Origin of the sequence: Ensifer sp. SL37 (assembly GCF_026672675.1) — a bacterium.
Lineage (GTDB): Bacteria > Pseudomonadota > Alphaproteobacteria > Rhizobiales > Rhizobiaceae > Ensifer > Ensifer adhaerens.
In genome coordinates, this window is record NZ_JAPPRN010000006.1 from 979,887 (window position 1) to 1,001,777 (window position 21,891).

The window sequence follows — 21,891 nt, forward strand, 5'->3', positions numbered from 1 at the left end:
GGGATGCGGGCGGAAAACCGCAAGTACTTTTCCTCATCCCGCTCTAGGTTCGAGGCGCATCAAGGGCCAGGTTGAGTTCTAGCACATTGACGCGCGGCTCGCCTACGACCCCGAACAGCCGATCCTCCGTCGCCTTGGCGACCAGGGCGGCAACATCCGCTTGGCTCAAGCCCCGCGCCTTGGCGACGCGGGCGACCTGGGCTTCGGCGAAGGCCGGCGTGATATGCGGGTCGAGCCCGGAACCTGACGTGGTTGCCGCATCCGCCGGAATTTCCCCCGCAAGGCCGGCAGCTTTCAGGCGCTCGACATCGGCTGCGACACGATCCCTGAGCTTGACCGAGGTGGTACCGAGGTTGGAGCCGCTCGAAGCCCCCGCGTTATAGGCGTCCGGACCGGTCGCGGAGGGCCGCGGCCAGAAGTATTTGTCGGATGTGAAGTTCTGGCCGATGAGGGCGGAGCCGATGAGGGTGCCGTCCTTTTCGATCAGGCTGCCATTTGCCTGCGCGGGCATCAGCACCTGCGACGCGCCAGTGATGGCAAAGGGATAGGCAAGGCCGGTGATCGCAGTCAGGAGCACGATCATGACGATGGCGGGGCGAAGTTGGTTCAGCATGGTTACACCAGATTGAGTGCGTTGACGGCGAGGTCGACGAGCTTGATGCCGGCAAAGGGCAGGACAATGCCGCCGAGGCCGTAGACAGCCAAGTTGCGGCGCAGAAGGGCAGCCGCACCGACGGGCCGGTACTTGACGCCCTTCAGCGCCAGCGGGATCAAGGCGACGATGATCAGCGCGTTAAAGATCACCGCCGAGAGGATCGCCGATTGCGGCGAGGCGAGGCCCATGACGTTCAGCGCCGCCAATGCCGGATAGGTGGTGATGAACAGCGCCGGGATGATGGCGAAGTACTTGGCCACGTCGTTGGCGATCGAAAACGTCGTCAGCGACCCGCGGGTCATCAGCAGCTGCTTGCCGATCTCGACGATCTCGATGAGCTTCGTCGGACTGGAATCGAGGTCCACCATGTTGGCGGCCTCGCGGGCGGCCTGGGTCCCCGTCTGCATGGCGACGCCGACATCGGCCTGGGCGAGTGCCGGCGCGTCGTTGGTGCCGTCGCCGCACATGGCGATCAGGCGGCCGCCCTGCTGCTCCTTGCGGATATAGCCAAGCTTGTCCTCCGGGGTCGCTTCGGCAAGGAAGTCGTCGACGCCGGCTTCGGACGCGATGGCGGCCGCGGTCACCGGGTTGTCGCCGGTGACCATCACCGTGCGGATGCCCATGGCGCGAAGAGCGGCGAAGCGCTCCTTGATGCCGGGCTTCACCACATCCTTCAAATGGATGACGCCGAGCAGGCGCGGACCATCGGCAACGGCGAGCGGCGTGCCGCCGGTGCGGGCCACCTGGTCGACGGCGCGGCGAAACTCGTTCGGCACGTTCTCGTCGCGGATACCGGTGAACTTCAGGATCGAGTCGACGGCGCCCTTGCGCAGCCGGCGGCCGCCGAAGTCCACGCCCGAAAGCCTCGTTTCCGCAGCGAAGGGAATGACCGCGTCGATCCGGGTCGCGCCGGCCCGGCTTGCGCCGCCGCCGACGGCGAGCGCCAGGACCTCGCCCTTGTCGGACGCGGGCAGCGACACATCCGGCGTCTGGCGGCCAAATTCACCGGTGGCAAGCGCCGCGATCGAGCGGCCCTCAGGCGTTTCGTCGGCAAGGCTTGCAAGCAGTGCGGCATCGGCAAGCTCGGCCTCGGTAACGCCGGGCACCGGCATGAAGTCGGCCGCCATGCGGTTGCCGAAGGTGATGGTGCCTGTCTTGTCGAGCAGCAGCGTATCGACGTCGCCAGCAGCCTCGACAGCGCGGCCGGAGGTGGCGATGACATTGAAGCGCACCAGACGGTCCATGCCGGCGATGCCGATGGCTGAAAGCAGGCCACCGATCGTGGTCGGAATCAGGGTGACGAGCAGGGCTGCGAGCACGGTAACCGAGAGCACGGTACCGGAATAGCCGGCGAGCCCCCAGAGCGTGGCGACGGCCACCAGGAAGATCAGCGTCAGGCCCGAAAGCAGGATCGACAGGGCGATCTCGTTCGGGGTCTTCTGGCGCTGCGCGCCCTCGATCAGCGCGATCATGCGGTCGACGAAAGTGTCGCCGGGTGCCACGCCGATGCGGATCTTGATCCAGTCGGACAGCACCTGCGTGCCGCCTGTGACAGCCGAGCGGTCGCCACCGGATTCACGGATGACGGGCGCCGATTCACCGGTGATGGCGCTCTCGTTGACAGAGGCGACACCCTCGACGACTTCGCCATCGCCGGGGATCAGTTCGCCAGCCTCGACGAGCACGAGGTCGCCGACCTTCAGCGATGTCGCCGGGATCGTCTGGGTCTCGCGGCCTTCGTCGGCAACGAGCTTGCGCGCCGTCAGTTCGGACTTGGTGCGGCGCAGGCTGTCGGCCTGGGCCTTGCCGCGGCCTTCGGCGACGGCTTCGGCAAAGGTGGCAAAAAGCACCGTGAACCACAGCCAGGCGGCGATCTGGCCGGAGAACAGCGGGCTGCCCGTGCCGGTGGCGATGTCGCGCACGAAGAGACCGGTGACCACGGCTGCGACCACTTCGGTGACGAAGATCACCGGATTGCGCACGAGCTGGCGCGGGTCGAGCTTGATGAACGCCGCCTTGATCGCCGGCAGCAGGATCGCCGGGTCCAGAAGACTGGGTGCGATAGGTTTGGAAGACATGTGTCGAATTCCTTTAGAAGGTCTGACCGGCAAGCATCGAGAGATGCTCGACGATGGGACCGAGCGCGAGCGCCGGGAAGAATTGCAGCCCGCCGAGAATGAGGATGATGCCGACAAGCAGGCCGACGAAGAGCGGCGTGTCGGTCGGGAAGGTACCCTTGGACGTCGGCACGCGGGTCTTCACCGCGATCGAACCGGCGATCGCCATGACCGGAACCGCATAGGCGAAGCGGCCGAGCAGCATCGCGAACCCGAGCGTCGTGTTGTACCAGGGTGTGTTGCCGGTGAGCCCGCCGAAAGCCGAGCCGTTGTTGCCGGCCGCCGACGTGAAGGCATAGAGGATTTCGGACAGGCCGTGCGGGCCCGCCGTGCCGATGCTTGCGACGGCAAAAGGCAGCATCGCGGAGACGGCGGCAAAGCCGAGGATCGTCACCGGCAGAATGAGGACGGCGAACATCGCGTATTTCATCTCGCGGGATTCGATCTTCTTGCCGAGCAGTTCCGGCGTGCGGCCGACCATCAGGCCGGCAACGAAGACGGCGAGGATCGCAAAGACCACCATGCCGTAGAGACCGGACCCGACGCCACCCGGCAGGACTTCGCCAAGCTGCATCAGGAACATCGGCACGAGACCGCCGAGGCCCGTCAGCGAGCCGTGCATGCCGTTGACGCCGCCATCCGACAGACCGGTGGTGACAGCCGCATAGAGCGCCGTCATCGCCTGGCCGAAGCGGACTTCCTTGCCTTCCATGTTGCCCTGGGCGGCATCGAGACCAAGGGCGGTCAGGATCGGGTTGCCGTGGGCTTCCGCCCAGTAGACGACCGCAACGCCTGAGATCAGCAGGATCGCGGTGACGGCGATGAAGGCCCAACCCTGGCGGCGGTTACCGACCATCTGGCCAAACGTGTAGACGAGCGCCGCCGAGATCGACAACATGGCGAAAATGTTGAGATAGTTGGAGAAGGCCGTCGGGTTCTCGAAGGGATGGGCGGCATTGACGTTGAAGAAGCCACCGCCATTGGTGCCGAGCTGCTTGATCGCTTCCTGACTGGCGACAGGGCCGAGCGAGATCGTCTGCTTGGCGCCTTCGAGCGTGGTTGCCGACAGATCGGCGTGGAAGGTCTGCGGCAAGCCGGTCCAGACCATGGCAAGGGCCATGACGACGGCGATCGGCAGCAACACGTAAAGCGTCGAACGGGTGAGATCGACCCAGAAGTTGCCGACGGTCGAGGCGTTCGAGCGGGCGAAGGCGCGGGTGACGGCAAGCGCCATGGCGATGCCGGTCGCGGCGGAGACGAAGTTATGCACCGTCAGGCCGGCCATCTGGCTGAAATGGCTGAGCGTGGTTTCGCCACCGTAGTTCTGCCAGTTGGTGTTGGTGACGAAGCTGACCGCCGTGTTGAAGGCGAGATCGGACGGCATGCCCGAGAAGCCCTGCGGGTTCATCGGCAGGTAGGCCTGCAGCCGGAGGATCGCATAGAGCGAGACAAAGCCGGCGAGGCTGAAGGCGAGCATCGACATCGTGTAGGCGAGCCAGCCCTGTTCCTTCTTCGGATCGACACCGGCCGCAAGATAAAGGCCGCGCTCGACGGGACCGAGGACGGGTGAAAAAACGTTGCGTTCACCGGAGAAGACCCGCGCCATGTAAAGCCCCAGCGGCTTGATGACGATCAGGACGGCGATGAAGAGGAGGCTGATCTGCAGCCACCCGATGATAGACATGAGATTACTCCGCTAAGGGCGGCCGGACGGCGCAAAGGCGCCCGGCTGATGCGAACGGCCAACGGGTTCGATCCCCGTCAACCGGGTCAGAACCGTTCCGGGCGAACGAGGGTGACGACGAGGTAGGCCGCAAGACCGATGGCGACGGCAAGACCGAGCAGGGCTTCGAACATGACGCCCTCCTAAAGCCGGCTCAGCGCGCGCGCATAAAGCGCGAACACGACAAAGCCGCCGATTCCGGCGGCAAGAAAAAGAACATCGGACATGCAAATTCTCCGGACTGTTGAAGTCCGGATCTTGCGCCCGCAGCGGGTCAATTATCGATTGCGATGGTCGGAAGGAGGCATAAGGAAAAGATAAAGACGCCCGCAAAGATCCGTTCGGGAGCGCGGGAGGCGACCTTCATAGGCGCAGGACCAGTCCGGTATCGGCCTATCTGCCACAAGCTGAAGAGATCCCGAGGCCGCCCGTATGCGACCGCCGGTTCGGCAAAAGAGCACCTAGCCCTTGATAATCTCGTTCACGCTCGTTTCGGTGGGCGTGGTGGCTTCGCGCATCCATTCGCGCCAGATCGCAACGAGCAGCGCCATCAGCACCGGACCGACGAAGAGGCCGAGGAAACCCATGGTCTTCACGCCGCCGACGAGGCCGAAGAAGGTCGGCAGGAAGGGAAGCTTGATCGGGCCGCCGACGAGGCGCGGACGCAGCGTCTTGTCGACGATGAAGAGTTCGGTCGTGCCCCAGGTGAACAGCGCCAGGCCGTGAATGGGCGAACCGCTGGCGACGAGATAGACTGAGACCAGCGTGAAGCAGAGCGGCGCGCCACCGGGGATCAGCGCCATCAGGCCGGTGATGATGCCGAGCGTGACCGGCGACGGCACGCCGGCAAGCCAATAGGCGACGCCAAGCACGATGCCTTCGCCGATGGCAATGATGCCCATGCCGGTGACCGTCGAGCTGATTGTCAGCGGCACGACGCGCGACAGCCGTTCCCAGCGCATCGGGAAGATGCGCTCGCCGAGCTTGTCGAGTTGGCCGGAGAAGGACTGCCCATCGCGATAGACGAAGAACAGCGTGATCAGCATGAACAGCAGCGTCAGGAAGGCATGGAACGTCGAGGCACCGACGACCAGAACGCCGCGGTAGATATTGCCGATGTTGGAGCCGCTGACGAGCTGGACCAGTTCGCCGAGCGCGCCCGGATGGCCGATATGCTTGACCCATTGCTCGCCAAGCCAGACACCGGCGATCGGAATGCTCGACAGCCATGCGGGCACGACGGCGCCGTTGGCATTGGTCTCGACGGCCCAGACGACCCAGTCGCGCACTTCGTCGACCGCATAGACGGCGGCAATCGAGATCGGCACGACGATGAAGGAGATGACGCAGACGATCGCGATGGTGGCGGCAAGCGTCCGGTTGCCGTTCACACCGGCGAGCAGCCGGCGATAGATCGGCCAGCTGGCAAACCCGATGACGACAGCGGCCAGAACCGGAACGACGAAACCATGGAAGAAATAGACGCCGGCTAGCAGAACGAAGACCAGCATCCAGCGGGCAGCGGTCATGGGGCCGACAAGGGCATGGCGCGAAATGGCAGTGTGCCCGAGGAGCCGTGGCTCCACGGCGAAATTCTCTCGTTCGCGATTACCCAATTGCACCAATGATCCTCCGTCTTCCGACGAGCTTACAGCAAACCCGCGGCCTTGCCAGCCACTCTGACACCGCGCGCCGCCCCTTTGCCCCTGCTTTACGGTAGTTTCAGGGCCGTGGCCGACGCTAGCGGCGGGACATGACAGAAAAATTTAGGAGGGTTCAAGAGCCCCCGGCTTTCTTTCGATAAAGCCGGTCATTCCGCCGCAGGTTTTGCAGCCATACGCGCAGGCTGTGCGCGATCGACGAAGACTGAGGCGAGAAAGATACCGAAGCCGGCAACGCCGAGAACGGCACCGACGAGACCGGTGGAGGTCCAGCCATAACCCGCAGCGATCGAAACGCCGCCGAGCCAGGCGCCTAGCGCATTGGCGAGATTGAAGGCGGAGTGGCTAAGGGCAGCAGCCAGCGTCTGGGCCTCGCCGGCGACATCCATCAGCCGGGTCTGCACGCCAGGGACGACGGCAAAGCCACCGCCGATGAAGAGCACGTTGACGATGGCGATCCACGGATTGCCCATGGTGAAATAGAAAAGCACATAGGCGAAGATGTTGAAGACGATGGCAATACCGATCGCCGGCATCAGCGCCCAGTCGGCAAGCCGCGCCCCGACGATGTTGCCGAGGATCATGCCGGCACCGAAGACCGAAAGCATGATCGGCACATTACCAAGCGAAACACCTGCGACTTCGGTCAGCGCCGGTGTGATGTAGCTGAAGACGGCGAACATGCCGCCACAGCCGATGGCGCAGATGCCGAGCATCAGCCAGACCTGCAGCTTGCCGAGCGCACCCAGCTCGCGAAGCGGCGTCGCCTTCGGGTTGCCCTTGTCCCGCGGTACGTGGGCGAAGGTGAGCGCCATGGTCAGGAGGCTGATGGCGCCGACGATGGCAAACGCGGAGCGCCAGCCGAGCGCCTGGCCGAACCAGGCGACGAGCGGCGTGCCGAAGAGAGTGGCGATGGTCAGTCCCATCATCACCCGGCCGACGGCGCGGGCCCGCTGGTTCGGCGCGGCAAGGCCGGCCGCCACCAGGGCAGCCACGCCGAAATAGGCGCCATGCGGCAGACCGGCGAAGAAGCGCGCGGCAATCAGCGTGTAGAAATCCGGAGCGACGGCACTCGCGAAGTTGCCGACGGCAAAAACCAGCATCAGGACCAAAAGCACCCGGAAGCGCGAGAAGCGGGCGGCAAGCACCGCGATCAGCGGCGCACCGACGACGACGCCGAGCGCATAGGCGCTGATGACCGCACCAGCCTGGGGCACCGATACCGATACGTCTTCGGCGACTTGCGGCAGGAGACCCATGATCGCAAACTCGCCGGTACCGATCCCGAAGCCGCCGACGGCGAGCGCCACTTCGGCGGTAGAAACACGGGCGCGGCGCGGATCGACGGCAGAGGAGAAGGCTTCGTCACACATGGGCTCACTCATGGGCAATGGCCAGTGTCGCCGTGCCTTGCGGCCGGAGAAAAATCTGGGGGATATGTCGGCGGATGTTGGATTGGACCAACAGGGATATGCTGCAATGCAATACAGGCTTTTCCTGCGGCAGGCAAAGCTTTTGCGGTTCTCGTCATACTTTTTCGCAAGGCTCGCAGAAGCCTGTTAACCGTAAGCTCAGTTGACGTTTACGTCAAAGTTATATAATTCCGAATCTCAGCTTGAAGAGGTGTCGCAAAAGCATCATCCTCATCGGCGTGAGAGGATCGGGAGGGATTTTCTCAGGCCGCATCAGGCCAGCCTGTGGCGACCAGAGGGAGAGAGGTCATGGCGGAAGTCAGCGCACAACAGACGGGTATCAGCCCAGGCAAGATCTGGCTGAAATCCTATCCACCCGGAATAGCCGCCGAAATTGGCCCCCTGCCCTACAAGTCGATCGGCGAATTCTTCGACCACGCCGTTGCCCGCTATTCGAGCCGTCCGGCCTTCACCTGCATGGGCAAGACGCTGACCTTTGCCGACCTCAACGCCCAGTCCGCCAGGATCGGCGCCTGGCTGCAATCGATCGGCCTTGCCAAGGGCGACCGCGTCGCGGTGATGATGCCGAACATCCTCCAGAACCCAGTGATCGTCTACGGCATCCTCAGGGCCGGCTTTACCGTCGTCAACGTCAACCCGCTCTACACGCCGCGCGAACTGCAGCACCAGCTCACCGATTCCGGCGCCAAGGCGATCTTCGTTCTGGAAAACTTCGCGCACACCGTGCAGCAGGTGGTCGACAAGACCGCGGTCAAGCACGTCGTCGTCGCGACCATGGGCGACATGCTGGGCCTGAAGGGTGCGATCGTCAATCTGGTGGTCCGCCGCGTCAAGAAGCTCGTTCCCGCCTGGTCGATCCCCGGCCACCTCTCGTTCAAGGACGTTCTTTCCAAGGGCGCGCGAGCCAAGCTGACGAAGCCCAACGTCGCCGCGAGCGACGTCGCCTTCCTGCAATATACCGGCGGGACGACGGGCGTCTCGAAGGGCGCGACGCTGACCCATTCGAACCTCTTGTCGAACATGGCGCAGATGGAAATCTGGTTCCAGACGGCGTTCCGCTCGCGCACCCGGCCGGACAATCTCGTCTTCATGTGCGCGCTGCCGCTCTACCATATCTTCGCGCTGACCGTGAATTCGCTGATGGGCCTTGCCACCGGCGGCAACAACATCCTGATCCCCAATCCCCGCGACATCCCGGGCTTCGTCAAGGAACTCGGCAAGCACAACACCAATATCTTCCCGGGCCTCAACACGCTGTTCAACGCGCTGATGAACAATGCGGAGTTCCAGAAGCTCGATTTCTCGTCGCTGATGTTGACCTTCGGCGGCGGCATGGCGATCCAGCGCCCGGTCGCCGAACGCTGGAAGCAGATGACCGGCTGCTCGATCGCCGAAGGTTACGGCCTGTCGGAGACCTCGCCGGTGGCAACAGCCAACATCCTCGACGCGACCGAGTTCACCGGCACGATCGGCATGCCCATCCCATCCACCGATGTCGAGATCCGCGACGACCAGGGCAATACGCTGGCGATCGGCGAAGTCGGCGAGATCTGCATCCGCGGGCCGCAGGTGATGGCCGGCTACTGGCAGCGGCCGGACGAGACCGCCAAGGCGATCTCGCCGGATGGCTTCTTCCGCTCGGGCGACATCGGTTTCATGAACGCCGACGGCCTCGTCAAGATCGTCGACCGCAAGAAGGACATGATCCTGGTCTCCGGTTTCAACGTTTTCCCGAACGAGATCGAGGAAGTGGCGATGACCCATCCGGGCATCCTCGAATGCGCGGCGATCGGCATTCCGGACGAGCATTCCGGCGAAGCGGTCAAGCTCTTCGTCGTCAAGAGGGATGCAGCACTGACGGAGGAAGAGGTCAAGCGCCACTGCGCCGCCAACCTCACCAACTACAAGCGTCCGCGTTTCGTCGAATTCCGAACCGAACTGCCGAAGACCAATGTCGGCAAGATCCTGCGCAAGGATCTGCGCGGATAAACTACTCCGAAATTCAAACGATTTAAAAAATCCTGAAAACCGCCGCCTCGGCGGTTTTCCAGTCTTGATTTGGTCCACTTAAAGCGAATAGCTACGCAGGCGATTGTCCGACACCCCTGTCCGACCAAGGAGCCCCGCGATGAAAGCGCTTGTCGACCAACTCAAAGCCACCGCCGCTCAAACCAACGCAACCGATATCCGCGCGGCCTTCGCCGCCGACGCAGAACGTTTCGCGCGTTTCAGCACCACGCTCGGCGACCTGCTGCTCGACTATTCGAAATGCGCCGTCAACGACAAGGTGCTGGACGGATTGGAGGCGGTCGCCAGGGCCGCCAAGGTCGAGGAGAAGCGGGACGCCATGTTCCGCGGCGACATCATCAACATCACCGAGGAGCGCGCCGTGCTGCACACGGCGCTGCGCAACCGCGGCAACCGCCCGATCCTCGTCGACGGCAAGGACGTGATGCCCGATGTCAACGGCGTGCTTGCCGCCATGGGCGCCTTTGCCGACGGCATCCGCTCGGGCGCGCTGAAAGGTGCGACCGGCAAGAAGATCACCGACGTCGTCAACATCGGCATCGGCGGCTCGGACCTCGGTCCTGTCATGGCGACGTTGGCGCTTGCGCCCTTCCACGACGGCCCGCGCCTGCACTTCGTTTCCAACATCGATGGCGCCCATATCGCCGATACGCTGAAGCTGATCGATCCGGAAACCTCGCTCTTCATCATCGCCTCGAAGACCTTCACCACCATCGAGACGATGACCAACGCGGCGACTGCCCGCGCCTTCATCGCCGGTAAGCTCGGCGAGGCTGCCGTCGGCCATCACTTCGCAGCCGTTTCGACCGCGCTCGACAAGGTCGCCGCCTTTGGCATCGACCAGGCCCGTGTCTTCGGCTTCTGGGATTGGGTCGGCGGGCGCTACTCGATCTGGTCGGCGATTGGCCTGCCGCTGATGATCGCCGTCGGCAAGGAGAATTTCGGCCGCTTCCTCGATGGCGGCCACGCCATAGACGAACATTTCCGCACCGCACCGATCCGTCAGAACATACCGGTCCTGCTCGGCCTTCTCGGCTTCTACCATCGCAACGTGCTCGGCTACCCGTCGCGGGCGATCCTGCCCTATGACCAGCGCCTGTCGCGCTTCCCCGCCTATCTGCAGCAGCTCGATATGGAATCGAACGGCAAGGCGGTGACGCTTGAGAGCACGCCGGTCGAATACTCGACCGGCCCGGTCGTCTGGGGCGAGCCCGGCACCAACGGCCAGCACGCCTTCTACCAGCTGATCCACCAGGGCACGGACGTCATTCCCGCCGAGTTCATGATCGCCGCCAACGGCCACGAGAAGAACCTGCGTCACCAGCACGAGCTGCTGATCGCCAATTGCCTGGCCCAGTCGGAAGCGCTGATGAAGGGCCGCACGCTCGCGGAAGCCAAGGCGCAACTGACCGCCAAGGGTATGGCCGATTCCAAGGCCGACAAGATTGCGCCGCACCGCGTCTTCACCGGCAATCGCCCGTCGCTGACGATCGTCTATGACCAGCTCGATCCCTTCGCGCTCGGCCGCCTGATCGCGCTTTACGAGCACCGCGTCTTCGTCGAGGGCGCGCTCTTCAACATCAATTCCTTCGACCAGTGGGGCGTCGAGCTCGGCAAGGAGCTGGCGACCGGCCTGCTTCCCGTCGTCGAAGGTAAGGAAAGCGCCGATGGTCACGATTCGTCGACGGCGGGTCTGGTGGCAGCCTTGCTGAAAGCCGCCCATTAAACAAATCCGCTCGGTTCTCCCCGGAACCGCACCGCTCCAGACGATAGAGGCCTGAGGCGCTTGTCGCGTCTCAAGCCTCGTCATTTTGCACAACCCGGCAACGTCGTGGCGCCGGGTTTCAGCACCTGCATCAGATCGAGCTTCAACAGCAGCGGAAAATAGTCCGTGTCCGACCCCATCTGCATCCAGGCATTGGCCATGACCTTTGGCCTGACGGGAAGGCGCCACGCCAGCAACGTCCGGAGAACCCGGCCGACAGGCTGCCGTGGTTAGGCTCGCCCCGTTTCGAGCGTGCGATCTTTTCCTGCAACAGCCGCAAGCGCGCAGCATCCGCTTCGGCGAGAGCCAGGAGATAGAGCGTTTCTCCCGGTGGCACGCGGCTCCCGAGCGCCGCAGCCGGCCCACCGCCCGCGTGAACGTCGAGCGCATAGCTCTGGCTTTCCGCAGGCGCGCTCCCCTCCTGCCAGGAAGGCTCCAGGGTCGCGTCCAACATCACAATTGACGGCAATTATTTATTGTTTTACGATAAAAATACAAGTGAAACGATAAGGGACTTTGTATGACGAACTCCGCTGAAAGGCTGCGCAAGCTCAGCCGCTTCATGAAGCTCATGATCATATTGTGCGGAGTGTTGTTCTGTTCGGCGGTCGTCTACACGCATTGGCAGATCTTCTTCGACCGGCAAGGCTTCGAACAGGGCGTTCGCGACATCGTCTTCCCTCGGGTCGAGATCATCACTCTGTCCTATCGAGCCATCGGGACCGTCGCCTTTCTGACTGCGATCAACAACGCGCTCGTCATTGCCGGCCTCGCATTCGCCTGGCAGCTTTTCGACAGCTTCCAGCGCGGCGAGATCCTGTCCGGCCGCAATGGCGTGCTGTTGCGGCGGGTGGGACTGACCGCCCTTTTCGGCTCGCTGTGCATGACCGTCAGCAATGGGATCGGCATCCTCGCTGTCACCTATGACAACCCGGGCACCACGGGACATGCGGTGATGTTCGACATCAATGGCGGCAGGATGATCGTGCTTCTAATGGCCGGGCTCGTCGTCGGCCTCGGCCATGTCATGGTCATCGCATCGGGGGTCGAGGCGGAGAACAGGAGCTTCGTCTAGCGCATGCCGATTGTCGTCAATCTCGATGTGATGCTGGCGAAACGCAAGGTTCGTTCACGCGATCTTGCCGAACAAGTGGGGATCACCGAGCAGAACATCTCGCTGCTGAAATCCGGAAAAGTGAAGGGCGTGCGCTTCGACACGCTGGAAAAGATCTGCGCAGCACTCGACTGCCAACCGGGCGATATCCTGGAATACCGCCCGGAACCGGACTAACGATCAAAGGCCGATTTCGTGCTTCCACGGCGGGTTGGCGCCGGCACGCGAGACGGTGACGGCCGCCGCCTTGGCACCGAGCGCCAGCGCGTTGCGAACCGCCGTCTCGCCAAGGTCGGCGACATCGGCCTTGCTCAGGAGACCGGCGAGCTTCAGCGATGCCAGCACGCCGGCATCGAAAGTGTCGCCGGCGCCAACCGTATCGACCACGGTCACGCGCTCACCGGCAACCTCGACCTTGTGGCGGGCGGTATAACCGACGGCGCCATCGGCGCCCTTGGTAATCAGCACCAGCTTCGGGCCGCGCCTCAGCCATTCGGCGGCGAGATCGTCGTGACTTCCCTCCATGCCGAACCAGGCAAGATCCTCGTCGGAGAACTTGATGATATCGGACATCGCCGCCATGCGGTTCATGCGGGCGAGATGAGCCTCTCGGTCCTTGATGAAACCGGGGCGGATATTCGGATCGAAAGAAATGACCCGCTTTTCATGCTCGCGCGTCATCAATGCTTCGTAGGTCGAGCCGCAGGGCTCGGGGATCAGGCTGATCGCGCCAAAATGCAGTGCCTCACAGAAATCGCCGAGCGTTGGCAGGTGCTCGCGGGTGATCATGCGGCCGGCAGTGTTTTCATCGAAGAAGGCGTAGCTGGCATGGCCGTTGACCAGCTTGACGAAGGCAAGCGTCGTGTGCAGCGACAGCGTCGCGCAGGGGCCGAAATCGACATTCGCTGCCTTCAGCGTGTCGCGCAGGATATCACCGAACATGTCGTCGGAGAGACCCGTGAAAAAGCCGGTCTGGATGCCGAGGCGGCCAAGGGCGATCGCCGTGTTGAAAATCGCGCCGCCGGCATAGGGCGCAAAGGCACTCTCGCCCGCGGTCGTGTCCCGCGGCAGCATGTCGATCAGCGCTTCTCCGCAGCATACGATCATCGGCTTATCCTCCTCGACAGATTTTCAATCGATTTAAAAATTATGACTGAAGACGCTACGAGGCCCCGGCAGAACCGGGGCCTCGCCAGAGATTACGCCAAGGCGCTGACGCCGCCGTTGCGGCCCGACCAGGCGAGCGGCGCGTTGAGGAAGGCCTCGACCTCACCGAGCGTCTTTTCGTCGAACAGCTTCTGCTCGCGGGCGACCGCAAGCACGTTGCGCCATGTGGCGATCCAGTGCAGGTCGACGCCCTTGCCTTTCATCTCGCCGACCGCTTCCGGAAAGATGTCGTAGTAGAAGAGCGCAATGCCGTGGTCGACGATGCCACCGGCTGCGCGGATCGCGTCGATGAACTTGAACATCGAGCCACCAGCCGTCGTCAGGTCCTCGATGACGAGAACGCGGGCGCCTTCCGGCATATGGCCTTCGATCTGGGCGTTGCGGCCGTGGCCCTTGGGCGCCTTGCGCACATAGATCATCGGCAGACCGAGACGTTCGGCAAGCATGGCGGCGAAGGGAATGCCGGCGGTTTCGCCGCCTGCAACCACGTCGAACTTCTCAAAACCGGCTTCGCGCAGGATCGACGCTGCAGCAAAATCCATCACCGCCGAACGGATGCGCGGATAGGAAATCAGCTTGCGGCAGTCGATATAGACGGGGCTCGCCATGCCGGACGACAGCTTGTAGGGCTTGTCGGCGCTGAAATGCACGGCCTTGATCTCCCAGAGCATCTTGGCGACCAGCTCGGCCATGACGGCCTTGTCGGTGAACGCGTTGGAAAACATCAAACTCTCCTTCAAAACTTCAAGCGATCAAACGACGGCCCAGTGCAGCGGGAACATCGGATCGAAAACGGTGACCGGACCGGCACCGGTCTCGATCTTCTTGGGATAGGTGATCGCCTCTGCCTGTTTCCTGAGCGTGATCGTTTCCTCGTTCACCGGCAGCCCGTACCAGGCGGGACCGTTCAGCGAGGCGAAAGTTTCGAGCTTGTCGAGCGCGCCCTCCTCTTCGAACACATGCGCCAGGCAGCTCATGGTGTTGATCGAGGTGTAGATGCCGGCGCAGCCGCAGGCGCATTCCTTCAGCGGATCGACGTGCGGTGCGGAGTCCGTGCCGAGGAAGAAGCGCTTGTCGCCGGAGACGGCAGCCGCGCGCAATGCCAGGCGGTGGTTCTCGCGCTTGGCGACCGGCAGGCAGTAATAGTGTGGCTTGATCCCACCGACGAGAATGGCGTTGCGGTTGATGATCAGGTGATGGGTGGTGATCGAACCTGCAAGGTTCGCCTTCGACGCCTTTATGTAGTCGATGCCGTCCTTGGTGGTGACGTGCTCCATCGTCACCTTCAGTTCCGGCAGGCGCTTGCGCAAGGGATCGAGCACGGTCTCGATGAACACGGCCTCGCGGTCGAAGATGTCGACGTCCGAGCTGGTGACTTCGCCATGCACGCAGAGCGGCAGGCCGATCTTTGCCATGCGCTCCAGCACCGGCATCGCCTCGTCGATGTTGCGCACGCCGCTGTGCGAGTTGGTCGTCGCACCTGCCGGGTAGAGCTTGACCGCCTTGACGAGACCGCTCTTGTGGCCGGCTTCGACGTCGTCGGGATTGGTGCCTGCGGTCAGGTAGAGCGTCATCAGCGGCTCGAACCGGTCCCCGGCCGGAATCGCCGAGACGATACGTTCGCGATAGGCGGAGGCGTCTGCGGTCGTGACGACAGGCGGCACCAGGTTGGGCATGATGATCGCGCGGGCGAAATGGCGGCTGGTATCGGCGATAACGCCCTTCAGCATGTCGCCGTCGCGCAAATGAAGGTGCCAATCATCCGGGCGGCGGATAACGAGGTCTTGCATGGTCAGCGTTCTCCTAGGTCAGAGCAGGCGCAGACGGAAAACCGCAGCCCCGGGCTCGCGCCCGATCCGCGCGCGCAGCTTTGCGAGCCGGCGGGTACGCGGGTGGCGGGCGGTTTCTCATGTGGTGGAACCGCGTCTCGATATCACCAATGCGCCCGCAAACACAATCCGCAATCCGACCATCGCTCAGAAATCCGCAAGCACCAGATCCGCCGCCCGCTGATGGTCGACCACACGATGCGCGTTCGGGATGTCGTTACCGAGAGCCTTGCGCTTCGCCGCCTCCTCGTCATAGCCGTGATCGTACCAGCGCTGCAAAAGCCGCCGCTCCAGTTCTGCCACGCCGGGATTGATGAAGATCGAGAAATCGAAGGCGCCTTCGAGCCCGTCCCACGGCGCCTCGTCGAGCAGCAGGTAGTTGCCCTCGACCAGGATGATGCGGGTCTCGGGCGCAACGATCCTGGCAGAGGCGATCGCGATCTCGCGCGAGCGGTCGAAGACCGGAACCAGCACCTCGCCGTCATTGGCGCGCACCGCGGCGACCGTCGAAAGAAAAGCCCTGACGTCGAACGTCTCCGGCGACCCCTTCCGTGGGAGGAGACCTTTTTCCTCAAGAACGGCATTGTCCATGTGGAAGCCGTCCATCGGCAGAACCGCCGCCCTTTCGCCGCCGGCAACCAGGGTTTCGCCAAGCGCCTCGGCCAGCGTCGACTTCCCGGCACCGGGCGGCCCGGCGATGGCGACGACGAAGCGGGCGGCACCGGCCGCCCGTTTCAGGATTTCGTTTGCAATCGGCTCGACATTCATGCCGCAAGCGCCTCGCGCGGCGGCTCCTTCGCCCCGGTCATGAAGGCAACCGCATCCGACATCGTATGCTCCTTCGGATTGATGACACAGAGCCGCTTGCCGAGACGGTGAACGTGGATGCGGTCGGCCACCTCGAATACATGCGGCATGTTGTGCGAGATCAAGACGATCGGCAGGCCGCGCGAGCGCACGTCGAGGATCAGCTCCAGCACCCGCCGGCTTTCCTTGACGCCGAGTGCCGCCGTCGGCTCGTCCATGATCACCACCTTGGAGCCGAAGGCCGCGGCCCGCGCCACGGCCACGCCCTGGCGCTGGCCGCCCGAGAGCGTTTCCACCGCCTGGTTGATGTTCTGGATGGTCATCAGCCCGAGTTCGGACAGTTTCGCCCGCGCCCGCTTTTCCATTTCCGCGCGATCGAGAGTGCGGAAGAGCTTGCCCATGATGCCAGGTTTGCGGATTTCGCGGCCGAGGAACATGTTGTCGGCGATCGACAGCGCCGGCGACAGCGCCAGGTTCTGATAGACCGTTTCGATGCCGGCCGTTCGCGCTTCCATCGGCGAACGGAAGTTGATCAGTTGGCCCTCAAGCCGGATCTCGCCCTCATCCGGCGTGATGGCGCCGGAGATCGCCTTGATCATCGAGGACTTGCCGGCACCGTTGTCGCCGATCACGGCGAGGATCTCGCCGGGATAGAGATCGAAATCGGCATGATCGAGGGCGGTGACGCGACCGTAACGCTTGACCAGGCCGCGCGCGGTGAGAATGGGTTCCTGAGCCATCAGCCTGCTACCTTTCTGATCCATTGGTCGATTGCGACGGCGGTGATGATCAAGACGCCGGTGAGGAAGACTTTCCACTGCGGATCGGCGCCGAGCATGTTGAGCCCCATGGAGACGACGCCGACGATCATCGCGCCGATCAGTGTGCCGAGGATCGAGCCGCGGCCGCCGAAGAGCGATATGCCGCCGATCACGGCTGCGGTGATGGCCTGCAGATTGTAGTCGGTGACGGCGGCGGACGGCGAGATCGAGCCGTTGCGGCCGATCGAAACCCAGGCGGCAAGCGCCGCGATCAGACCCGCCAGCGTGTAGGCGCTCAAGAGCACGCGGCTGGTGCGGATACCCGAGAGTTTCGCCGCTTCCGGATCGTCGCCGACGGCATAGAGGTGGCGGCCCCAGGCGGTGTGATTGAGCGCGTACCAGAGGCCGACGACCAGCACGACCATCATCACCACGCCGAGCGTGAAGACGGCGGAGCCCACCTTGAAGCTGACGCCGAAGAGGTGGAGCATCTGGGTGACGGCCGTCACGTCGGCCTCGCGGATCGTCGCGTTGGCCGAATAGATGAAGTTCGTCGACATGATGACATACCAGGTGCCGAGCGTGACGATGAACGGCGGAAGCTTGACCCTGGAGACGAGGAAGCCGTTGAGGAAGCCACAGGCGCCGCCGACGACGAAGCCGATGAAGATCGCGATCGGTGCCGGAAGGCCGTAGGTGACGGCGCAATTGCCCATGATCACAGCCGACAGCACCATGATGACACCGATCGAAAGGTCGATGCCGGCGGTCAGGATCACCAGCGTCTGTGCGGCACCAAGAATGCCGACGATGGCGATCTGCTGAAGGATCAGGGTCAGGGTGTAGGACGAGAAGAACTTACCCCCGATGGCGATGCCGAAGATCAGGATCGCTGCAATCAGCACGATGAACGGCACAGCGGCCGGCGTCGAATGCAGGAAATGCTGGATCTTCTGGACCGCTGTCTTGTCATGCGTATCGAACGACGCGACCTGCGTCGAACTGTTGACCAGGACTTTTTCGAATTCCTGGGATGGCTGCGCGGCTGTGTTGGGCTCGCCCATGGACCTTCCTCCCGTGAACCCCACTCCCAAGGGGTTGCGATGGTGTCGTGCACAGCCCGCCCACAATGACGCGGGCAATAGCACTCTTTAAAAGCTGCGCGGTTTTCGTCGCCTTGTCAAAGACATCGGCGCTTACGCGAAGGGCGGCCGGGGCCGCCCTTCCGTTGCCTTTACATGGTGACGGTAGAAGGCGGGCAATCAGCCCCAGCACTTCTCCGTGCCGACCTTGGTATCGATCGATTCGACGCCGGCTGCCGGCTTGTCGGTGACGAGCGAGACGCCGGTATCGAAGAAGTCCTTGCCTTCCGTCGGCTTCGGCTTCTCACCGGTGTCGGCGAACTTCTTGATCGCCTCGATGCCGAGAGCCGCCATCATCAGCGGGTACTGCTGCGAGGTTGCGCCGATGACACCTTCGGCGACCGACTTGACGCCCGGGCAACCGCCGTCGACCGAAACGATCAGCACGTCCTTTTCCTTTCCGACGGCCTTCAGCGCCTGATAGGCGCCGACGGCGGCCGGCTCATTGATGGTGTGGATGACGTTGATATCAGGATCCTTCTGCAGAAGGTTCTCCATCGCCTTGCGGCCGCCTTCCTCGTTGCCGTTGGTGACGTCGTGGCCGACGATGCGCGGATCGTCCTCGTCGCCGATCTTGTTCGGATCCTTCGTGTCGATGCCGAAGCCCATCATGAAGCCCTGGTCGCGCAGAACGTCGACTGTCGGCTGCGACGGCGTCAGGTCGAGGAAGCCGATCTTGGCGGTCTTGGCACCATCACCCATGGTGGCGGCGGCCCATTGGCCGATCAGCTTGCCGGCGAGCAGGTTGTCGGTGGCAAAGGTCGCGTCGGCGGCGGTTGCCGGATCGAGCGGCGTGTCGAGCGCGATCACGAGCAGACCGGCTTCCTGCGCCTTCTTGACCTGATCGACGATCGCCTTGGTGTCGGAGGCGGCGATCAGGATGCCCTTGGCACCGTCTGCAATGCAGGATTCGACCGCAGCCACCTGGCTGTCATGGTCGCCGTCGATCTTGCCGGCATAGGACTTCAGCGTCACGCCGAGTTCCTTGGCCTTGGCAGTCGCGCCCTCTTTCATCTTGACGAAGAAGGGATTGGTGTCGGTCTTGGTAATCAGGCAGGCGCCGACATCGGCGGCTTGCGCGGGCATGGCGAAGACAACGCCAAGCGACAGCGCGCCAAAAGCAGCGGAAAGAACAGTCTTCTTCATGAAATCCTCCCAAGGATTGAAAATCGTGCCGGCGGACCGGCCCTGGCTACACCACCGCAGCATTCTCCTCCGCTGCAACTGGCGCTTCCGAGACAAAAACAAACACTAAATTTCCGGGGTGTCAATAAATAAATCAAATTGAATTATTATTTCGATGTGGCATTCTTGGGATAACAGCGCTCCACCGGAGGATTGGCGCGCCGACCAAATTGACAGAGCCGCGACAAGTGGAAACAAGAGACCTGCGCCAAGCGGGCGGCAGAACGGGATGAGGAACTATGCAGGCGGCTTGCGCCCGTATCCCGCTCACATAATCCAATGCCAACGGGAGGAGACGGTGGCATGTCACTGACAGACGGCCCCGACCGGGGACCGACGCAACCTGAAGTCATCGACCCGAGCGGCGGCGCCAACCAGACGCGCGTGCGCGCCTATAACGAACGGCTGGTCATGTCGCTTGTCCGGCGCCACGGCGGCCTCTCCAAGGCCGACATCGCCCGGCGCTCCGGCCTGTCGGCGCAGACCGTTTCGGTGATCATGCGCGCGCTCGAAAGCGACGGCCTTCTGGTCAAAGGCGATCCCGTCAGAGGCAAGGTCGGCCAGCCCTCGACGCCGATGCGGCTCAACCCAGACGCGGTCTATTCCTTTGGCGTCAAGATCGGCCGGCGCAGCGCCGATCTGGTGCTGATGGATTTCGTCGGCAACATCCGGCTGCATCTGCACCACGTGCATCCCTATCCGTTGCCCGGCGATCTCGTCGATTTCATCATTTCCGGCATGGCGAAGCTCGAACAGCAGCTTGGCCCCGACCAGCGCAAGCGCATCGCCGGCATCGGCATCGCCACACCCTTCGAGCTCTGGAACTGGGCCGAAGAAGTGGGCGCGCCGCGCGAAGAGATGAACAGGTGGCGCGACGTCGACCTGCAGGCGGCGATCGCTGCCCGTACCACCTATCCGGTGTTTCTGCAGAACGATGGCACCAGCGCCTGCGGTGCCGAGCTCGCCTTCGGCGTCGGCGCCAGCTATCCGGATTTCGTCTATTTCTATATCGGCTCGTTCATCGGCGGCGGTGTTGTGCTGAACTCCGCACTCTTCTCCGGGCGAACAGGAACGGCTGGCGCCGTCGGTCCGCTGCCGGTCTCGGGCAAGGACGGCAAAACCATCCAGCTGCTCAAGATCGCCTCGGTCTTCGTGCTCGAAAACCTCTTGCGCGAACGCGGCATCGATCCGCGGCCGCTCTGGTACTCGGCCGACGACTGGATCGACTTCGGCGAACCGCTCGACATCTGGATCGACGACTGCGGCGCAGCCCTCGCCCAGGCCGTCGTCTCCGCCGTTTCGATCGTCGACTTCTCGGCCGTCGTCATCGACGGCGGCTTCCCGCCCTGGGTGCGGGCGCGGTTGCTTTCCGCCACGCGCAAAGCGCTCTACGACCTCGACCTTCAGGGTGTAACCATTCCCGAACTGGTGGAAGGCATGGTCGGCAGCCATGCGCGCGCCATCGGCGGCGCGAGCCTGCCGCTCTTTTCCCGCTACCTGCTCGACACCAATGTCCTCTTCAAGGAGCTCGGCTGATGCTGAAAGGCCTAAACCCGATCCTCAGTCCCGAACTGCTCGCAACGCTGCGAGCGATGGGCCACGGCGACGAGATCGCGCTGGTGGATGGCAACTACCCCGGCCAGGAACATGCGCGCCGTCTCATCCGGCTCGACGGGCACCCGCTGATCCCCGTGCTCGACGCTATCTTGAGCGTCTTGCCGATCGACGATTTTGTGCCCGAGGCGATCTTCCGGGCCACTGTCAAACAGGACAAGGACACGCTCGACCCGGTCCACCAAGAGATCGTCGCGCGCTGCGGCAAGCACGAACCGAACCGCCGCGTTGTGCCTCTGCTCGGCGCCGATTTTTATCCGCGCGTCAGGGCCGCCCACACTGTGGTCCAGACGAGCGAGCCACGGCTTTACGGCAACGTCATCCTGCGCAAGGGCGTGATTTATCCCTGAGACTTCGCACACAACGAAAAAGCCCGCCGGCGAACCGGCGGGCCCTGCATTTCATCAAGTGAAATCCGTGCCTCAGGCGCCGCGCTTGTCGATCGACAGCGCGCCCGGGCCAAAGGCGGCGAGCACGAGGAAGCCACCGGCGACCGAGATGTTCTTCATCATCATCAGGCTGTTGAAGACGCTCAGCAGGCCGTTGGCTTCCGGCGGGAAGGTCGGAATGTTGATCGCACCGCTATGGAAGACGAAGGCGGTCACGAGCGTGAAGGCCGCCAGCAGGTAGGCCGCAATCTTCGTCTGGAAACCGACGAGAACGGCAAGACCGGCAACCAGTTCGAAGGCGCCGGCGAGATAGGCAAGCAGCGTCGGCGCGGGCCAGCCGGCACCGGTGATCATTCCGGCGGTCGCCGACGGATCGGTGAGCTTGCCGAAACCGGCCGTGATAAACATGATCGAAAGCAGGATGCGTCCGACGAGGACGACAACATTCTGAGACATGGAAGACTCCTGTGAGAAACGGTTCGTTGGCAACAGAAGTATCAG

At 63.3% G+C, this 21,891-nt stretch carries 20 protein-coding genes; 6 read left to right on the top strand and 14 right to left on the bottom strand.

The window, feature by feature from the left end:
* Nucleotides 1–43: 43 nt before the first annotated feature.
* From kdpC to OVA00_RS16910, 6 genes are all read right to left on the bottom strand, one after another.
* Complete coding sequence (gene kdpC, locus OVA00_RS16890; RefSeq protein WP_060581843.1) at nt 44–613, bottom strand: potassium-transporting ATPase subunit KdpC; 570 nt, start codon at nt 611–613, stop codon at nt 44–46.
* A 2-nt stretch (nt 614–615) separates the two neighbouring features.
* A complete protein-coding gene (gene kdpB, locus OVA00_RS16895; protein ID WP_060581842.1) occupies nt 616–2,733 on the bottom strand; it encodes a potassium-transporting ATPase subunit KdpB in 2,118 nt (705 codons plus the stop codon).
* Between the two features lie 13 nt (nt 2,734–2,746).
* Nucleotides 2,747–4,456, bottom strand: coding sequence for a potassium-transporting ATPase subunit KdpA (gene kdpA, locus OVA00_RS16900; RefSeq protein WP_268089351.1), 1,710 nt, complete (start codon nt 4,454–4,456; stop codon nt 2,747–2,749).
* Between the two features lie 86 nt (nt 4,457–4,542).
* The gene (kdpF, locus tag OVA00_RS40050) at nt 4,543–4,629 is read right to left on the bottom strand and encodes a K(+)-transporting ATPase subunit F (RefSeq protein WP_034797217.1); all 87 of its coding nucleotides are present in this window, start codon (nt 4,627–4,629) and stop codon (nt 4,543–4,545) included.
* A gap of 327 nt (nt 4,630–4,956) precedes the next feature.
* Complete coding sequence (locus OVA00_RS16905) at nt 4,957–6,117, bottom strand: AI-2E family transporter (protein ID WP_034797607.1); 1,161 nt, start codon at nt 6,115–6,117, stop codon at nt 4,957–4,959.
* A gap of 188 nt (nt 6,118–6,305) precedes the next feature.
* Nucleotides 6,306–7,541: an MFS transporter gene (locus OVA00_RS16910; protein WP_268089352.1), complete on the bottom strand. Its 1,236-nt coding sequence runs from the start codon at nt 7,539–7,541 to the stop codon at nt 6,306–6,308.
* Between the two features lie 336 nt (nt 7,542–7,877).
* Here OVA00_RS16910 and OVA00_RS16915 point away from each other — a divergent pair, with 336 nt between their 5' ends.
* The 4 genes from OVA00_RS16915 (at nt 7,878) to OVA00_RS16930 (ending at nt 12,673) form a co-directional block, all read left to right on the top strand.
* Nucleotides 7,878–9,578 (top strand): long-chain fatty acid--CoA ligase, encoded by a 1,701-nt coding sequence (locus OVA00_RS16915; RefSeq protein WP_112984418.1) that lies wholly within the window; start codon nt 7,878–7,880, stop codon nt 9,576–9,578.
* A gap of 139 nt (nt 9,579–9,717) precedes the next feature.
* Nucleotides 9,718–11,343, top strand: a complete 1,626-nt coding sequence (gene pgi, locus OVA00_RS16920; protein ID WP_113187515.1) for a glucose-6-phosphate isomerase — start codon at nt 9,718–9,720, stop codon at nt 11,341–11,343.
* Nucleotides 11,344–11,902: 559 nt separating this feature from the next.
* On the top strand, nt 11,903–12,457 hold the full coding sequence (locus OVA00_RS16925) for a DUF2975 domain-containing protein (RefSeq protein ID WP_268089353.1): 555 nt from the start codon (nt 11,903–11,905) through the stop codon (nt 12,455–12,457).
* A gap of 3 nt (nt 12,458–12,460) precedes the next feature.
* Complete coding sequence (locus tag OVA00_RS16930; protein WP_268089354.1) at nt 12,461–12,673, top strand: helix-turn-helix domain-containing protein; 213 nt, start codon at nt 12,461–12,463, stop codon at nt 12,671–12,673.
* A 3-nt stretch (nt 12,674–12,676) separates the two neighbouring features.
* On the opposite strand, the gene OVA00_RS16935 is transcribed toward OVA00_RS16930, so the two are convergent.
* The 7 genes from OVA00_RS16935 to OVA00_RS16965 all read right to left on the bottom strand — a co-directional run bounded on the left by OVA00_RS16935 (nt 12,677) and on the right by OVA00_RS16965 (nt 19,348).
* Complete coding sequence (locus tag OVA00_RS16935) at nt 12,677–13,603, bottom strand: carbohydrate kinase family protein (RefSeq protein WP_268089355.1); 927 nt, start codon at nt 13,601–13,603, stop codon at nt 12,677–12,679.
* Between the two features lie 92 nt (nt 13,604–13,695).
* Nucleotides 13,696–14,388, bottom strand: a complete 693-nt coding sequence (locus tag OVA00_RS16940; protein ID WP_043618867.1) for an orotate phosphoribosyltransferase — start codon at nt 14,386–14,388, stop codon at nt 13,696–13,698.
* A gap of 27 nt (nt 14,389–14,415) precedes the next feature.
* Nucleotides 14,416–15,453 carry a dihydroorotase gene (gene pyrC, locus OVA00_RS16945; RefSeq protein ID WP_268089356.1) on the bottom strand — a complete coding sequence of 346 codons (1,038 nt, stop codon included), beginning with the start codon at nt 15,451–15,453 and terminating at the stop codon, nt 14,416–14,418.
* A gap of 186 nt (nt 15,454–15,639) precedes the next feature.
* A complete protein-coding gene (locus tag OVA00_RS16950) occupies nt 15,640–16,260 on the bottom strand; it encodes a nucleoside triphosphate hydrolase (RefSeq protein ID WP_268089357.1) in 621 nt (206 codons plus the stop codon).
* On the bottom strand, nt 16,257–17,039 hold the full coding sequence (locus OVA00_RS16955; RefSeq protein WP_034797240.1) for an ATP-binding cassette domain-containing protein: 783 nt from the start codon (nt 17,037–17,039) through the stop codon (nt 16,257–16,259). The genes OVA00_RS16950 and OVA00_RS16955 overlap by 4 nt, the downstream gene beginning before the upstream one ends.
* Nucleotides 17,039–18,124 carry an ABC transporter permease gene (locus OVA00_RS16960; RefSeq protein WP_060581835.1) on the bottom strand — a complete coding sequence of 362 codons (1,086 nt, stop codon included), beginning with the start codon at nt 18,122–18,124 and terminating at the stop codon, nt 17,039–17,041. The genes OVA00_RS16955 and OVA00_RS16960 overlap by 1 nt, the downstream gene beginning before the upstream one ends.
* A gap of 198 nt (nt 18,125–18,322) precedes the next feature.
* Nucleotides 18,323–19,348 carry a sugar ABC transporter substrate-binding protein gene (locus tag OVA00_RS16965; RefSeq protein ID WP_034797243.1) on the bottom strand — a complete coding sequence of 342 codons (1,026 nt, stop codon included), beginning with the start codon at nt 19,346–19,348 and terminating at the stop codon, nt 18,323–18,325.
* A gap of 342 nt (nt 19,349–19,690) precedes the next feature.
* On the opposite strand from OVA00_RS16965, the gene OVA00_RS16970 reads away from it, so the two are divergent.
* Nucleotides 19,691–20,923 (top strand): ROK family transcriptional regulator, encoded by a 1,233-nt coding sequence (locus OVA00_RS16970; protein WP_060581834.1) that lies wholly within the window; start codon nt 19,691–19,693, stop codon nt 20,921–20,923.
* Nucleotides 20,923–21,351, top strand: coding sequence for an RbsD/FucU family protein (locus tag OVA00_RS16975; protein ID WP_268089358.1), 429 nt, complete (start codon nt 20,923–20,925; stop codon nt 21,349–21,351). The genes OVA00_RS16970 and OVA00_RS16975 overlap by 1 nt, the downstream gene beginning before the upstream one ends.
* A gap of 72 nt (nt 21,352–21,423) precedes the next feature.
* Here OVA00_RS16975 and OVA00_RS16980 read toward each other — a convergent pair whose 3' ends face one another.
* Nucleotides 21,424–21,846 (bottom strand): DoxX family protein, encoded by a 423-nt coding sequence (locus OVA00_RS16980; protein WP_034797251.1) that lies wholly within the window; start codon nt 21,844–21,846, stop codon nt 21,424–21,426.
* Between the last annotated feature and the right edge of the window lie 45 nt (nt 21,847–21,891).

Coding starts and splice junctions, on each gene's coding strand:
- kdpC (WP_060581843.1), bottom strand. CDS start 613: ATGCTGAACCAACTTCGCCCCGCCATCGTCATGATCGTGCTCCTGACT.
- kdpB (WP_060581842.1), bottom strand. CDS start 2,733: ATGTCTTCCAAACCTATCGCACCCAGTCTTCTGGACCCGGCGATCCTG.
- kdpA (WP_268089351.1), bottom strand. CDS start 4,456: ATGTCTATCATCGGGTGGCTGCAGATCAGCCTCCTCTTCATCGCCGTC.
- kdpF (WP_034797217.1), bottom strand. CDS start 4,629: ATGTTCGAAGCCCTGCTCGGTCTTGCCGTCGCCATCGGTCTTGCGGCC.
- OVA00_RS16910 (WP_268089352.1), bottom strand. CDS start 7,541: ATGAGTGAGCCCATGTGTGACGAAGCCTTCTCCTCTGCCGTCGATCCG.
- OVA00_RS16915 (WP_112984418.1), top strand. CDS start 7,878: ATGGCGGAAGTCAGCGCACAACAGACGGGTATCAGCCCAGGCAAGATC.
- pgi (WP_113187515.1), top strand. CDS start 9,718: ATGAAAGCGCTTGTCGACCAACTCAAAGCCACCGCCGCTCAAACCAAC.
- OVA00_RS16925 (WP_268089353.1), top strand. CDS start 11,903: ATGACGAACTCCGCTGAAAGGCTGCGCAAGCTCAGCCGCTTCATGAAG.
- OVA00_RS16930 (WP_268089354.1), top strand. CDS start 12,461: ATGCCGATTGTCGTCAATCTCGATGTGATGCTGGCGAAACGCAAGGTT.
- OVA00_RS16935 (WP_268089355.1), bottom strand. CDS start 13,603: ATGATCGTATGCTGCGGAGAAGCGCTGATCGACATGCTGCCGCGGGAC.
- OVA00_RS16940 (WP_043618867.1), bottom strand. CDS start 14,388: ATGTTTTCCAACGCGTTCACCGACAAGGCCGTCATGGCCGAGCTGGTC.
- pyrC (WP_268089356.1), bottom strand. CDS start 15,453: ATGCAAGACCTCGTTATCCGCCGCCCGGATGATTGGCACCTTCATTTG.
- OVA00_RS16950 (WP_268089357.1), bottom strand. CDS start 16,260: ATGAATGTCGAGCCGATTGCAAACGAAATCCTGAAACGGGCGGCCGGT.
- OVA00_RS16955 (WP_034797240.1), bottom strand. CDS start 17,039: ATGGCTCAGGAACCCATTCTCACCGCGCGCGGCCTGGTCAAGCGTTAC.
- OVA00_RS16960 (WP_060581835.1), bottom strand. CDS start 18,124: ATGGGCGAGCCCAACACAGCCGCGCAGCCATCCCAGGAATTCGAAAAA.
- OVA00_RS16965 (WP_034797243.1), bottom strand. CDS start 19,348: ATGAAGAAGACTGTTCTTTCCGCTGCTTTTGGCGCGCTGTCGCTTGGC.
- OVA00_RS16970 (WP_060581834.1), top strand. CDS start 19,691: ATGTCACTGACAGACGGCCCCGACCGGGGACCGACGCAACCTGAAGTC.
- OVA00_RS16975 (WP_268089358.1), top strand. CDS start 20,923: ATGCTGAAAGGCCTAAACCCGATCCTCAGTCCCGAACTGCTCGCAACG.
- OVA00_RS16980 (WP_034797251.1), bottom strand. CDS start 21,846: ATGTCTCAGAATGTTGTCGTCCTCGTCGGACGCATCCTGCTTTCGATC.